General features: G+C 57.1%; 14 protein-coding genes. 13 read left to right on the plus strand and 1 reads right to left on the minus strand.

The features are described from left to right. The first annotated feature begins 15 nt into the window (after positions 1-15). From EPN93_09485 to EPN93_09500, 4 genes are all read left to right on the plus strand, one after another. Positions 16-1,320 (plus strand): MiaB/RimO family radical SAM methylthiotransferase, encoded by a 1,305-nt coding sequence (locus tag EPN93_09485; protein ID TAL35682.1) that lies wholly within the window; start codon positions 16-18, stop codon positions 1,318-1,320. Positions 1,321-1,924: 604 nt separating this feature from the next. Continuing rightward, complete coding sequence (gene speD / locus EPN93_09490) at positions 1,925-2,335, plus strand: adenosylmethionine decarboxylase (GenBank protein TAL35760.1); 411 nt, start codon at positions 1,925-1,927, stop codon at positions 2,333-2,335. Beyond that, positions 2,160-2,735 carry a hypothetical protein gene (locus EPN93_09495; GenBank protein ID TAL35683.1) on the plus strand — a complete coding sequence of 192 codons (576 nt, stop codon included), beginning with the start codon at positions 2,160-2,162 and terminating at the stop codon, positions 2,733-2,735. Before speD ends, EPN93_09495 begins: the two co-directional genes overlap by 176 nt. A gap of 80 nt (positions 2,736-2,815) precedes the next feature. Then, the gene (locus EPN93_09500) at positions 2,816-3,667 is read left to right on the plus strand and encodes a polyamine aminopropyltransferase (GenBank protein ID TAL35684.1); all 852 of its coding nucleotides are present in this window, start codon (positions 2,816-2,818) and stop codon (positions 3,665-3,667) included. Positions 3,668-3,703: 36 nt separating this feature from the next. On the opposite strand, the gene EPN93_09505 is transcribed toward EPN93_09500, so the two are convergent. Next, positions 3,704-4,423, minus strand: coding sequence for a carbon-nitrogen hydrolase family protein (locus EPN93_09505; GenBank protein ID TAL35685.1), 720 nt, complete (start codon positions 4,421-4,423; stop codon positions 3,704-3,706). Positions 4,424-4,627: 204 nt separating this feature from the next. Between EPN93_09505 and EPN93_09510 the strand changes: the two genes are divergently transcribed. From EPN93_09510 to EPN93_09550, 9 genes are all read left to right on the plus strand, one after another. After that, entirely contained in the window at positions 4,628-7,186 is a 2,559-nt protein-coding gene (locus EPN93_09510) for a glycosyltransferase family 1 protein (GenBank protein TAL35686.1), read from the plus strand. A 25-nt stretch (positions 7,187-7,211) separates the two neighbouring features. After that, a complete protein-coding gene (locus EPN93_09515) occupies positions 7,212-8,633 on the plus strand; it encodes a hypothetical protein (protein TAL35687.1) in 1,422 nt (473 codons plus the stop codon). Positions 8,634-8,809: 176 nt separating this feature from the next. Then, positions 8,810-9,466 carry an MCE family protein gene (locus EPN93_09520; protein ID TAL35688.1) on the plus strand — a complete coding sequence of 219 codons (657 nt, stop codon included), beginning with the start codon at positions 8,810-8,812 and terminating at the stop codon, positions 9,464-9,466. Positions 9,467-9,721: 255 nt separating this feature from the next. Next, positions 9,722-10,423 (plus strand): outer membrane lipoprotein carrier protein LolA, encoded by a 702-nt coding sequence (locus EPN93_09525; GenBank protein ID TAL35689.1) that lies wholly within the window; start codon positions 9,722-9,724, stop codon positions 10,421-10,423. A 4-nt stretch (positions 10,424-10,427) separates the two neighbouring features. Next, entirely contained in the window at positions 10,428-11,549 is a 1,122-nt protein-coding gene (locus tag EPN93_09530; GenBank protein ID TAL35690.1) for a hypothetical protein, read from the plus strand. Continuing rightward, positions 11,550-12,890, plus strand: a complete 1,341-nt coding sequence (rimO, locus tag EPN93_09535; protein ID TAL35691.1) for a 30S ribosomal protein S12 methylthiotransferase RimO — start codon at positions 11,550-11,552, stop codon at positions 12,888-12,890. Then, complete coding sequence (gene pgsA / locus EPN93_09540) at positions 12,863-13,558, plus strand: CDP-diacylglycerol--glycerol-3-phosphate 3-phosphatidyltransferase (GenBank protein ID TAL35692.1); 696 nt, start codon at positions 12,863-12,865, stop codon at positions 13,556-13,558. Before rimO ends, pgsA begins: the two co-directional genes overlap by 28 nt. After that, entirely contained in the window at positions 13,558-14,031 is a 474-nt protein-coding gene (locus EPN93_09545) for a phosphatidylglycerophosphatase A (protein ID TAL35693.1), read from the plus strand. The genes pgsA and EPN93_09545 overlap by 1 nt, the downstream gene beginning before the upstream one ends. Positions 14,032-14,085: 54 nt before the next feature. Then, entirely contained in the window at positions 14,086-14,964 is an 879-nt protein-coding gene (locus EPN93_09550) for a hypothetical protein (GenBank protein TAL35694.1), read from the plus strand. Positions 14,965-14,971 lie beyond the last annotated feature (7 nt).

The following is a 14,971-nucleotide window of genomic DNA, read 5'->3' on the forward strand; positions in this document are numbered from 1 at the left end:
AGACGCGCGGCGCCCATGAGCGGCACTTTTTCCATAAAAACCCTTGGCTGCAAGCTCAACCAGTACGAATCCTCGAAGATCGCGCACGATCTGGCGCACGCGGGGTGGCGTTCCGTGCCCTTCGGGGAGCCCGCCGATCTCGTGATCGTGAACACCTGCACGGTGACGGACCGCAGCGATAAAAAATGCCGCAACTACATCCGCCAGGGGGCCGGATATTCACATTCGGGCCTCGCGCTCGTGACCGGCTGCCTCGCGCGCCGCGATCCCGGGGGGCTTCGCGCCATGCCCCAGGTGGGCGCGCTCGCCGCGGAGTCGCATCGCGCGGAACTATGGCGCGCGATCCGGGAGGTCACGGGGGAGGACGGCCCGGTACCGTACACGGCAGAGGAAATATCGGCCCCCGAAAATCCGTGCGCCCCTCTCCCGTATCTTCACACGCGCGGGTTTCTGAAAATCCAGGACGGGTGCGACGGTCACTGCTCCTATTGCGTGGTTCCGAGCGTGCGCGGGGCGCCCCAAAGCAGGGATTTCGGCGAGATACTCGACCACGCACGGGCGCTCATCGACCACGGCTGCCCCGAGCTCGTGCTGACCGGCATTACCATAGGCAAATACGAGCACGGGGGACATGACCTTTCCGTCCTCGTCGAAGCGCTGTGCGGGCTTCCCGGCGCATTCAGAGTCCGCATCACCTCCATAGAGCCCCTTCACCTCAACGACAGGCTTATCGGGCTTTTGGGCGAGGGCAAGGTGTGCCCGCATATCCATCTCCCCCTGCAATCCGGATCCGACAGGATACTCGCGGCGATGAACAGGCCTTACACCGCGCGCGAATATCTTGAAATCATCACTAATATAAGGAAGAAAACCCCCGAGATTGCGATCGGAACGGATATAATCGTGGGCTATCCGGGTGAGGAAGACCCGGATTTCGACGAAAGCCTCGCGATGATCGACCGCGCAGGATTCGCCTATGTGCACCAGTTCAGCTTTTCGGCGAGGAGCGGCACGCCCGCGTCGATTGCGTCCGGCCGGGTCCCCGCCGCAAAGGTCCGCGCGCGCTCTGGGGCGATGAAGCGCGCGGGCCGGGACGCGGGTGAGCGCTACCGGGCGCAGTTCATGGGCAGAATACTTTCCTGCGTCATCGAAAAAGGCCGCGGCAGTGAAGGGTATACCGCCGTGAGCGACAACTATATCAAGATCGGGCTGCCCGGCGGCGCCCCGGAAATCGCGCGTGCCGGAATTGCGGCGCGCGTGCTCGTCACCGGCCTCACACCGGCGGGCGCGACCGGCATTCTCGCACCCGCCCAAGACTGAATCCGCACCGTGAAGTGGTCATCGAGTGACCATAGCGGCCACTTCCCCTGAAAAAATCCTCATTTTTTTCGTGTGACATAATTTTTTTACTTGAATAATTGGGATTATTAATCTCATACTCTGCCAATTTATTCGTGATGAGCATTAATTTTTGGCCACCATCGGCCGGCCGGGATGTCGCGGGCGGTCCTGGAGGGTGAATAAAGCTCATCATAAATTGAGAGAAGTGTTACAAAATGTTTTATGTTTGTTTTTGGGAAATTTATTTCTCGGGAAACGGGGCAGGGGATAAAAAAATATTTGAAATATTTGTTTTTTCTCGGCCTAATTGATTAATGTTCTTGAAAATTTTGCTATAGTTCAGTGTATGGTTTGGAGCAATCGCAAGGGGGGGTGATATTTCTTACAGGTCGCAATACCTGTGAATTGCCAAACAACGCGAAATGAAGGGCCGGCGGGCAGGCAGAATAGACGGTACCCGCTGTAACCCCGGATAACGGCTAGAGGGATCTAAAATCCCCAGGGCATATCTTCAAGCGTGAAACAGTCTTAAAGCATACACTCACGTAAGTGTAGAAGATATTTAATGAATAGAGGTTTTGCCATGGAGGGTTTGGGGACGCACTTGATAGCGGAACTCTTCAACTGCAACGTGTTCCACATTAACGATGTAAAAAAGGTTGAGGAGGTAATGATGGCCGCTGCCGAACTCTCTAGTGCCACGATAATAAAACCCTTCTTCCACAAGTTCTCGCCCTATGGAATAAGCGGCGTAATCGTAATCGCAGAGTCGCATTTCACCATTCACACGTGGCCGGAGTACGGCTATGCCGCGGTGGATGTGTTTACATGCGGCGACCTGGACTACACCGCCGCCGTGGATCACATTAAAAACGAGCTCGAAGCAGAGCGGTGCTCCATCTTCCAATTCCAGAGGGGAATACTCTCGGAAAATACCAAGCCAAAAGAGATACTTTCCTTCAGGGAGGTCGAAAATGCAGGCTACGTTGAATAGCGAACGCATACTCAAGGCAATCCCCACGATTGACAACTTCAACGAGCTGGGCGCGTGGGGATTATACAGCAGCGTGGATATTCACAACTGCGATCCCATGATCATCAGGGATTCCGAGATGATCCGGCAGTATGTGATCCAGCTCTGCGACCTGATCGAGATGAAGCGCTTTGGGGAGACCCAGGTGGTCAATTTTGGAGAGGACGAGCGCGTGGCCGGGTATTCGATGACTCAGCTTATCGAAACTTCGCTCATATCCGGGCATTTCGCGAACCTGACGAACACCGCGTATATCGATGTGTTCAGCTGCAAGTATTACGATCCCGACGTCGTGGCCCATTTCACGCTGAGCTACTTCAAGGGCACCGATTATACGCTTAACATTACCTTGCGCAAGTAACGATTATTTGAAATTCCTGATATTAGTCGGGGGGATACTTCCCCGGCTAATATTTTTTATGGGGGGTGAAAACTATGCCCATGGAATCGCATCTGTGGTTCGAAGAAATTCTTGAATTTGACGCCGGCCGCACCCTCAAAATCAAGATTAACAGCCTGCTCGAGAAGAAAGACTCGAAATTCCAGCGGATAGAAGTCTATGACACGAAGCCGTTCGGGCGCATGCTCGTCCTGGACGGCGTAATCATGTGCACGGAGTACGACGAGCATGCCTATCACGAGATGATAGCGCACGTGCCGCTGTGCGCGCATAAGAATCCCGAAAACGTACTGGTGATCGGGGGCGGGGACGGGGGTACCATCCGTGAGACCCTCCGGCATCGCGGGGTGAAACGGGTAGACCTCTGCGAGATAGACGGCGAAGTGGTTGAAGTGTCCAGGAAATACCTCCCGAAGATGGCGTGCGGGTTCGATGATCCCAGGGTCAAGGTCTACCATGAGGACGGTGCCCGATATATCGAGGCGCATCCCGACACGTATGACGTCATCATGGTCGATTCCTCCGATCCCATTGGTCCCGCCGAGGTGCTGTTTTCGGAGGAATTCTACGTGGCGATGAAGAAGTCGCTGCGTGCCGACGGCATCGCGGTGACCCAGTCCGAGTCATTCTACTATCACGGCGATATCGTGAAGCGCCTTACGGGGTACGCGAAGAAGCACTACGCGGTTTCCGGCTATTATTTTACCGTGGTGCCCACGTATCCAAGCGGTATTATCGGATTCACCTTCTGCTCCAAGAAATATCATCCCCTGGCCGATTTCAACGAGGCGAGGGCCAGGTCTCTGGAGCCGGAACTTACCTATTACAATGCCGAAATTCACCGGGGCTCGTTCGCGCTGCCCAATTTTATCAGGCAGCGGATCGACCGGTAACGCGGGCGGCAACCCCATCGGGATGGGGTTGCGGGATCACGGGACCTCCACCTCGCAGGTGATGAGCATACGCTTTTCCTCCTGGTCGGGGCGCACGCGGTAGATGACGCCCTGCTCCCCGGCGACAAGGCTGCGCGCCTGCAAAAAGGTGCGGTATTCGGACTTCACCCCGCACACCTTCACGATAACGGCCCCCGAGAGCCGGGCGCCTCGAACGAAGATGGCATTATCGCGCGCGAACTTGTCGTCCATGGTCTCCTCGCGGTGCGGTGAGAAGGTGGGAATAAAGACGAGGCCTGCCCCGCGGCGCTTCATCTCGAGGAAGCTTTCATCCCTGAATACATCTGCGCAGATGAGAACCCCGAACGTGATACCGTACGCCTGGAAGGTGCCGAACTCCGTCCCCGGGGTGATTTTCCCCTCTTCCGCGAAAAACAGGTTCTGCTTGCGGTAGAAACCTATCTGCCTGCCGCGGTCGTACACGAAACTCGTATTGTAAAGAAGTTCCCCGGACTGCTCCGGCATCGATCCGCCGATAACAATCGTATTCAGGCACCGGGAAAGCCCGGCAAGCCGCGTGTGCTGGCGGTGAAAATTGTGCGGGGTTTGGGCATGGTTTCCCAGGCGCCGATTCACGAAGAAATACTCCGGGAAGCACACGAAGTGGGGACGGTATTCGCGCATGAATGCCGCATCGATGTGCGTTACCGTTTCGCCGAGCGGCATCTGGCACAAAACGATCCTTACGGCTTTCATGGGGGAAGTGTGTCCTTTCCCGGCCTCCCCGCAAGCATTATTTGGGGAGCCGGCAGGGAATGATCGCCCGTACGGGGGGCATGTCCCGGTGAAATTTACTTGCCCTGCGCGGACAAGTAGGCTATACCGTGGCAATCGGACAACCGCCGGCGATTATCCACGCGCGCCCGGAAGACATATATTGCAATTTATAGAAGAGGTACTATGGCACGTATCCGCAAATTCAGGGTGATTCCCTATCTGCCCGAAAAACTGAAACCCCTGGCCAAGATCACGCACAATCTCTGGTGGGCATGGAATTTCGAAGCGATCGAGCTGTTCCGGAGGCTCGACGTCGAGGCCTGGCGCGAATCGGACCATAATCCCATCGCCCTCATGGGTATGCTTTCGCAGGACGAGTTGGACGCCGCCGCGGAGTCAGAGAGCTTCATCGCGCACATGCAGCGCGTCGAGGAGGAGCTCGACTGGCACATGACGAAAAAGTCCTGGTTCGAGGAAAACTACCCCGACATGAAGGACGTGCGCATCGCCTATTTTTCCGCCGAATTCGGCATCCACGAGTGCCTGCAGATCTATTCCGGCGGACTGGGGATCCTTGCGGGCGATCACCTGAAATCGGCGAGCGAGCTCGGGATCCCGCTCACCGGCGTGGGGCTGCTTTACCGGCTGGGCTATTTCCACCAGTACCTGACGATCGACGGCTGGCAGCAGGAGAGCTTTCCGGTAACCGATTTCCACAACATCCCCGTGTCGCCCGTACGCGGCGACGGGGGCGAGCCGCTGGTCGTATCGGTAGAAATGTCGGGGAGGAAGGTTCACGCCCAGGTGTGGGAAGCGGTGGTGGGGAGGATCAATCTGTACCTCCTGGACACCAATATCGACCTGAACAGCCCCGAGGACAAGGCGATCACCGACCAGCTCTACGGCGGGGATTCCGAGATGCGCATCAAGCAGGAGATGATCCTTGGAATCGGCGGGGTCAGGGCGCTCAGGGCCCTGGGTAAAAAGGTGACCGTGTATCATATGAACGAGGGCCATTCGGCATTTCTTGCGGTAGAGCGCATCGCGAACGCGATGACGGATCACGGGCTGACCTTCAGCGAGGCCCTCGAGTTCGTGGTCCCCGGCAACGTGTTCACCACTCACACGCCGGTTCCCGCGGGCAACGACCGATTCGACCCCCCGCTCATCAACCAGTACCTGTCGAGCCATTATAAAAAGCTGGGGCTCACCGGCGAGGAGTTCCTGGCCCTGGGCCGCGAGAATCCCTCCGACCCGGATGAAAGCTTCTGCATGACGGTGCTCGCGATACGGACCGCGGCGGGGTGCAACGGGGTGTCCAAGCTGCACGGATCGGTCTCGCGGAACATGTGGAAGAATATCTGGCCCTCGCTCCCCGTGCACGAGGTGGGGATAGGGCACATCACGAACGGGGTGCAGATACTCTCCTGGACGTCGGACGAGTTCATGCGGCTTTTCAACCGGTACCTGGGACCGCGCTGGATCGACAACCCCGTGGACAAGCAGATGTGGAACAATATCGACTCCATACCCGACTCGGAGCTTTGGCGCTGCAGGGACCGGCTGCGGGAGCGCCTGGTCGCCTTCGCGCGCAAGAAGCTCTACGACCAGCTCATCGCCCGGGGCGTGCCCAGGAGCGAGGCCGAAAAGGCGAATGCCGCCCTCGATTCCGAGGCGCTCACCATTGGGTTCGCCCGGCGCTTCGCCACGTACAAGCGCGCGACGCTCATTCTCCGGAACATGGAGAGGCTCGAGCGGCTGCTCCTCAATAAGGAGCGCCCCATCCAGATCGTGTTCGCGGGCAAGGCGCATCCCCGCGATACCGAGGGCAAAAACCTCATCAAGCACATCATCAACCTCGTACGTGACGACCGGTTCCGCAACAAGATCGTCTTCGTGGAAGACTACGAGATGAATATCGCACGCTACCTGGTCCAGGGGGCCGACGTCTGGCTCAACACACCCATAAGGCCCAAGGAAGCGTCGGGAACGAGCGGCATGAAGGTGCTTCCCAACGGCGGCCTCAACATAAGCACCCTGGACGGCTGGTGGATGGAGGCCTATAACGGCGAGAACGGGTGGGCGATTGGCAAGGGCGAGGAATACGAGGACCTCGAGTACCAGGACGAGATCGAGAGCCTCTCCCTTTATAATATTCTCGAGAAGGAAGTGGTGCCCGCGTTCTACGATCGCGGCGCCGACGGGCTTCCACGGCAATGGATCGCCAAGATGAAGGAATCCATGAAAACCAACTGCCCGCGGTTCAATACGAACCGCATGGTCCACGAATACTCGGAAAAGTTTTACATCCCCGCGCACATGAATTCGACGGGCTTCACCTCGCATCATTTCGCCCGCTCAAAGGAATTCGCGGAATGGAAACGGTGCATCAACTCACAATGGGGAAAGGTCTCCATCAAGGACCTTCTTTTCGGCGAAGAGCGGGAGGTCACCGTGGGTTCGAAGGTAAAGGTCCGCGTCGAGGTGGGCCTGGGAGATCTCACCCAGGAAGACGTGCAGGTGGAGCTCTACTTTGGCGGCCTGAATCCCGTGGGCGAGATCATCGAGGGTGCCGCCCTTCCCATGCAGGTCGCGGAGACCAGGGAGAACGGCCTCTACGTATACGAAGGCCAGATGCTCTGCCTGAAATCGGGCCAGTTCGGCTTTACGGTGCGGGTAATCCCCGTCCACAAGCACCAGGTGAGGAAATTCGAGCCCGACCTGAGTATTATGTGGGCATAAAAATAAAAAAGGCGCGTCGCCCGATATGAAATTATCACCCTCACCGGTTTCCGGGAGAGCGTTGCCGACGCTCCTGGCGGGTATCCTTTTCGCGTCCGTGATCGTATCCGGCGGCGCCGGGTTCCTCTGGATGAGCCGGCTGGTCGATGAAACAGGCCGCCAGGCGGAGGTGATCCGGCTGAGCGTCGAGGCGCTGGACGGAAGCGTCGACGCGCAGGGGCGGGGGAGAATGAACGACGCCCTGGCAGCGCAGGCGGCGGCGTGTGCGCAGGGACGCGCGAAGATCATCGCGAGCTTTGCGCTCATGGCGGGGGGGCTCGTCGCGCTCATCGCCCTGGCCGCGTTCCTGGGACGGCGGCACGCGCGCACGATCATCCGGCCGCTCGTGGAAATCGACAAGCTCATAGACGCGTATTTTCCCTCCGGGAAATCGGGGGAGGAGGAAAAGGGCGATTTCAGCCCCATGCGTATCGCCGCGAAGCTCGACGAGTTCATAACCTTCACCCTGACCGCGATCAAGGAGCTCAAGGACACCACCGGCAAACTGCTCGAATCGGTGGACACGATGTCGCAGGTGCTCGACTCCCTCTCCAAGCAGGCCTCGAAGCAGTCCGAGGCGGCAGACGGCGACCTCGCCACCATCCAGCGCATCAGCGCGATGATCGTGGAGATATCCGAAGGCGCCGACGAGCAGCAGATCAACCTGGGGATCCTTATAGTGCGCATACTGGATTTCACGAAGATCATACAATCGATAAATACGGATCTGAAGCAACAGATCGTGCTCATCAACCGGATTTCGGAGGTTTCCGGAGCCGGGAAATCGTACCTCGACCAGCTTTCGGGAAACATGGAGAAGATCAACACGAGCTCACGCCAGATGACCGAGATACTCGAGCTGATCAACGACATATCGGACCGGATCAACCTGCTCTCACTAAATGCCGCGATCGAGTCCGCCCGGGCCGGGGAGCACGGGCGCGGGTTCGCCGTCGTCGCCGACGAGATATCGAAGCTCGCGGACCAGACCGCGCGCAGCATCAAGGATATCGACTCCCTGATAAAACGGAACAGCGTGGAGATCGCCGACAGCATGGACAACGCGGCGAACACGGTGAAGACCATCGCGACGATGGTCGAAGGCGTGGGGACGATACGCGAAATGATGGACAAGTCCTACACACGTATCGAAGCCCAGATACAGAATAACTACATGGTGACCCAGGAGTCCAAGGAGATCGGGGAGCGCGGGCGTGAGGTCAACTTCGCGATCGCGCGTCACAAGGAGGAGCTCGACCTGCTGGTAAGTTCGATTTCGAATATCAAGGAATCGTCCCAATATTTTTCCTACCTCACCGGCCGCATCGTCAACAATTCACAGGACCTCATCTCATCGGCGAGCACCCTGAAGGGGACCATCGATTCCTTCCTCAAGATCAAGTCGTAAGTCGGCTATACATATATTTCTGGACAGTTTATTTGAACTTGTTTAATTTCATTGAAAAAAGTGATAAAAACGCCTCATTTTGACGTTGCTTTATAATTTGTGATCCGCAATATCTATATCTTTGCAGAGAGCGGGGCATACGGGAAAAGGGTCCTGCGCCCCGGGGAGGCGGCTGTATGCATATAAAAAATGAGATCGCGGTGGGGGTTCTCTTCACCACGGCCCTGATCATACTCGGGTATTTCACCATCATGGTGAAAGATGAGATTTTTCAGCCCAGGGACTATTATGTCATGCATGTGAAGTTCGACAACGTCGAGGGGCTTGAATCCGGGGACGATGTGAAGGTGAACGGGGTCAAGGCGGGCGTTGTGGACAAGATAGCCCTGGAGGCGGAATCCATAGACGTCCAGCTCAAGATGTTCAGCTCCTTCAGGATGTTCGAGAATTACCGCATTAAGATCGCGAGCCAGTCCGCGCTGGGGGGAAAGTATATCAGTATCTACCCGGGGGCGCGGATGCTGCACGGCACGATACACAAGGAAATTTCCGATCGCAGCGAGCTTACGGGCATTTCCGGGGACGACCCGATAGCGCTGATATCGGACCTGGTGTCGGAGAACCGGGAAGGCATATATCAGACCATTAAAAACATAGAGATGATCACCGGCAAGCTGAATTCGGGAAGCGGTACGCTCGGCAAGCTCCTGACAGATACCAAGGTCCACGACAACGCGAACGACCTGGTCAAGGAGCTCCGCGATACCGTCGAAGACGCGCGTGAACAGGCCCCCATCACGAGCTTCATCCGCGCCGCGCTCACCGTATTTTAAAGGGATGGGGCGAGTTCGGCCGGGCAGCGGTTCTCGTTATTGGGATGGGTGACATCACGCGGCGATTCGCGGCGGGGGAGCGGCTGCGCCCCGTTTTTCTCCATACTATACGCCTGCCCGGCGGCGTGGTCTGAATTTAAAAGGGGCGCATTTTTAGTATTGACTTTTTGCCCGGTTTAAATAGTCTTTGCACCAAAATTTTTTCTTCCCGGAACGCCGTTTCCTCATACTCTTTCTTCATATGGGATGTGATTTATGAGACACTGGAAAAAACTGATGATCGCCATACTTCCGCTGCTGGTGATCGTATCGTTCATTTCATATTCGGCCGCGTACAAGTTCGATTTTACGACGGTGAGCGACGTGGTAAAGAAGGTGAGGGACAAGTTCTCGTCCATTGACTCCTACCAGGCGAATTTCAAGATCAATTCCGATAAGATGGGCAAGCGCTCCGCGCAGAGCGGCACCGTCCGCTACAAGTCCTCCAGCAGGCTGCTCGTCGAATTCGACCAGCCCTACGGCCAGAAGATCATAACGAGCGGGAATACCATGTGGATATACATCCCCTCGATGAACGTGGTGGCCGAGCAGGATCTCAAATCGTCATCGGACTCGCTTTTCACCTCCAACACGGCCAGCGGCCTGCAGAGGCTTTTTTCCAAGTATCACTATAAATTCGCATCCCGGGAGCAGCCGGAGCCCCAGGCTGACGGATCGAAGAAATATACCCTCATGCTCCAGCAGAAGGAGAGCCGCAGCGGCTTCCGTACGCTCAAGCTCTGGATTTCCGAGGATTACCTGATAACGCGCGCTTCCGGAGAGACCTCCAACGGCAAGAAGGTCGATATCGATTTCTCCAATATCAGGACGGACGTGGACCTGCCCAACGGCCTGTTCAAGTTCGATATTCCCTCGAAGGCGCGCGTCATCAAGAACCCCATGATAGCCGAGGAGTAAGAGCGTGGAAAGCATTGGCGAAAAAATGCGGATGGCCCGCGAGGCGCGGAGACTGACGCAGAAAGACGTTGCGAAAGAGACAAACATCGTACTGAAATATATCGAGGCCCTCGAGGACGAGGATTTCGAGAAGTTTCCCAGTGAAACCTACGCCATGGGCTTTCTCCGGAGTTACGCCGAGTACCTTAAGCTCGACGCCGACGAAATGATCCAGTATTACAAGGCCTACAAGATAGGAGAGAGCGCGACGCCGCTGGAGGAGCTCACGCGGCCCACGCGCACCCCGGTCATGATGACGGTGCAGTCCCTCTATAACCAGTACCGGAATTACGTGGTGATCGCCGGCGGGGTCCTGGGCGCGATCATCGTCATCATGCTCTTCCGCTCGATATTCCTTTCGAATATAAACGTGGATAAAAACGACTCGGTGAAGAGCATCAAGGACGAGTACAACCTCTCCAAGCACAACCTGGGAATCGACAACATCCGGACACTGCAGCTCGCGAACGACGCGGGATTTATTCTCCTGTACGGCAACGAGGCTGTGCAGTTCATGGTGGACAACAAGGAAGTGCTGCTCATCCTGAAAGAGATTAAGAAGGAGAAGGTATACGTCGAGCTGCTCCCGGGTGAGAAGGACGAAACCCTGGAGATGGAGAGGGCCTTCACGGTCAAGCTCCCCGAGATCCGGCGCGAGATCACCTTCACCCTGAAGGGCCTCACGGAGAATCGCGCCAAGGTGCAGATCGTACTCGGCCAGAAGGGCGAGGTCGAGAAGGAAGGCGCAGACGGCGAAAAAGTCGCGGACACCACGACGGTAGTCGCCCAGAACAAGAAGAACCTGAAAATCGTGTTCGAGGCCGAGTTTCTGCAGAACACCTACATAGAGCTGTACCTTGACGGCGCGGACAAGCGCAAGGGCTTCGTCGAGGCGGGCACCCGCGAACGATGGGAGGCCGCGTCCATGCAGGTCAAACTCGGGAACGCCGGCGGGGTGCGGGCGCGCATCAACGGGAAGGACTTCAATTTCGGAAATCCGGGCGAGGTGGTGAACAAGGTCATCACCTGGGAGGGCGATATCAACAATCCAAACCTGTACCGGGTGGTGGTAAGAGACGGCAAGTAGGTGTTTTCCCCCGACGATATTTCATATCACATCGTATCCCTTGGCTGTTCCAAAAATCTCGTAGATTCCGAGCGGATCAACGGCGGCATGTCCGCCGCGGGTTTCCGCGCGTCCGCCGCGGCCGAATCGGCGGACATTGTCATTATTAATACGTGCGGGTTCATCGAGGACGCGAAGCGCGAATCGATTGACGCGATCCTCCAGGCGGCCGATCTGAAAGACGATAGTACGACCTGCGCGGAAGGGGCCCCGCTTCGCGCAGGCGCGCGTTCCTTCCCGAAAAAGCTTGCGGTTGTCGGATGTCTCTCGAAAAGATACCGGGAAGACCTCGCGAGGGACATGCCGGAGATCGATTTTCTCTATGGCGTCGTGGACGATGATCTGGTGCCCTCGCTCTGCCGCGCAATGGGCATACGGCCTGCGGCTGCGGGCAGGGCGAAGAAGCCGATCGAGGAGGGGCTGCCGTACCGATATATCAAGATATCGGACGGGTGCTCCAACCTGTGCAGCTACTGCGCCATACCGCTGATACGCGGGCCTCATGTACCGTTCCCCCCCGATGCGATCATGGATGACGTCAGGGCCGCGGTCGACGGCGGCGCGAAAGAGCTCGTCATGGTCGCGCAGGATACCGCCGCGTATCGCCACGGGCGGACGGGGCTCGCGGACCTGGTCTACGATGCGGCCCGGGTCCCCGGCGTCGAGTGGATACGCCTGATGTACTGCCACCCGGACCACATCGACCGTTCGATTATCGAACTTGTCCGCGACTGCCCCGCCGTGGTGAAATATCTCGACATCCCGTTCCAGCATGCGAACGGCGAAATCCTCGCCTCCATGGGCAGAAAGGGGAACGCGGCATCCTACCTCGCGCTCGTGGAAACCCTGCGGGCCGAGATTCCCTCAATACGAATCCGCTCGACTTTTATGACGGGTTACCCCGGGGAAGGCGAGCGCGCGCACCGCGCGCTCGCGGATTTTCTGAAAAGCGCAAGGCTGGACAAGGTGGGATTTTTCACCTATTCCCCTGAGGAGGACACTCCTGCCGCGGGCTTGGGTGCGCAGGTGCCGCACAAAACGCGTCGCTCCCGTTACCGCGCGCTCATGCGCATCCAGAAAAATATTTCACTCGGAAGGATGGGGGCGCTCGTGGGTGCCACGCTCCGCGTCCTGGTGGAAGAGCGGATCGACGAGCGGACATGGTGCGGGCGTTCGGAGTATGATGCGCCCGAGGTGGACGGTGTTTTTTACTTGACCGCGGATTTTGCAGAGGTTAACACGATCGTGTCGGCGAAGGTGACCGACAGTCTCGAATACGATCTCATCGGGGTCCTGGCGTGAATCTAGGCAGCTTGTGTTCCGTTCCCAATCTCATCTCGTTGCTCCGGATCGTGCTGATACCCCTGTTCCTGTATTTCATCTTCACCCCGATCCCCGCCTACCGCATCCTGGCCCTGGTGGTATTCGCTGCCGCATCCATCACGGATTTTTTTGACGGGTGGATGGCGCGCCGCCTCAAGCAGGAGTCCGAGATGGGAAAGTTTCTCGATCCGCTCGCGGACAAGTTCCTGGTGGTATCGGGACTCATCGCGTTCCTTATCCTCGATCCGCTTATTCCGTTCTGGATGATCGTGGTCATCGTGGGCCGTGACATCCTGATCACGTTCATGCGCTACCTGGCCATAAAGAAGGGGCATACCCTTCGCACAAGCAGGTTCGGGAAGGTCAAGACCGCGTTCCAGATGGTATCAATAATCGTCATAATAATGGTGTTCGTCGTCAGAAAATCGGGCGTCTACCTTGAAATCAAGGACGATGTATTTTCAATGTACCATGTTTTCGAAATCATCACGGATTCCACCGATCCGGAAAAATGGCTTATCATCGCGCCGTACTGTCTCATGGCGCTCGTAACGCTGCTCACCGCGCTCTCGGGCATCCGTTACCTTATAACCAACTGGAGGCTGTTTTTGCCTCCCTATTCAGAAAAGAATAAAAGCGTGTCCTGATGTGGTGGAAGGAGATTCTTTTTACAGGGGCTTATAGCGGCTATTTCCCGTTCGCGTCGGGGACCGCGGGAACGCTGGTCGCCCTGGCCCTGTGTGTCCTTGAGCATCTTTTATTCGGCCAGGTTTCCTGGATTATCAACACCGCCGTCATCGCCGCGCTGCTGTATCCGTGCGTCCGGCTCTGCGGGGCGGGAGAGGCGTTCCTGGGAGTAAAAGACCCGGCGGAAGTGGTCCTTGACGAAATCATGGGATTCAAAATCGCGCTGCTCTGCCATTCATTCTGCTGGAAGACCGCGCTCGCGGCGTTTCTATTGTTCAGAATTTTCGACATCCTGAAGCCGTTTCCGGCAAAGAGGCTCCAGGAACTGGACGGCGGCATAGGTATAGTGGTGGACGATATCATCGCGGGGATTTATACCAATATCACGATCCTTGTCGCCTTGCGGCTCATCCCGGAGTGGATCCTCCGGTAATACCACGCGCGCATACGGGAAGTCCGCAAGGGCCCGTATAGGGGAGCTCGGGAAATGCTAAAAGGGAAATTCTTGTTCGCCTCAATGATGATTGCCGCTGCCCTCGCTGCCGCGGGTTTCGCGTACGCCCAGGCGGAGAAGATGCCCGTTTCAAAGCCCGCGGCGCAGGGAGAGAAGAGCCAATGCGTCGAATGTCATCGGGGCCTGAATCCCCGGCTGTCGGCGCCGGTAACGGACTGGGAATCGAGCGTTCATGCGAAGGGGGGGCGCGATTGCACCACCTGCCACGGGGGCAATCCCTCGATAAATGACGCGAAACGGTCGAAGGGAAAAGAAAACAATTTCACGGGGAAGCCCGACAGGAAAGACATCACGCAGTTCTGCGGCAGGGACGAGTGCCACGCGACCGCTGCGGGCCAGTTCAAGCGCAGCCCCCATTTCGACACGGTGAAAAAAACGGGCGAGCCGGGGTGCACGACCTGCCACGGGAAGCATAACATCCAGCGCTCGTCGGCGAATATCATCGACGAAAAGCTCTGCATCAATTGCCACCCGGCCGCGTATTCGCGCGATCTGGTCACCTCTCTCAAGGGGACGCAGAAAGACATCGAGTACATCGAGAGCGCCATGGAGTATCTGGACCGGAAGAAGGCGGACATCAAGGGCCTGGGCGAATCCCTCTCGAAAATCAAGCACCTGTTCCAGCAGATGGTGCACGTGTTCACGACACAGGAAATACAATTCACGCGGAGGATTGTCGAGACTCAGACGAAGACCCTTGTCGACGATGTCGACATCAAGACGAATATCATTCGCAGGCTCGATTACATATACCTGTTCACGGTAGTGTTCTGCTTTCTCACCACCCTGGTGATAGCCTCGTACACGCTCTTAATGATCCGCAGGCGGAGAAAAAAGTACCGGGAAGAGTAGGGCCAAA

This window comes from Spirochaetota bacterium (assembly GCA_004297825.1).
Lineage (GTDB): Bacteria > Spirochaetota > UBA4802 > UBA4802 > UBA5368 > FW300-bin19.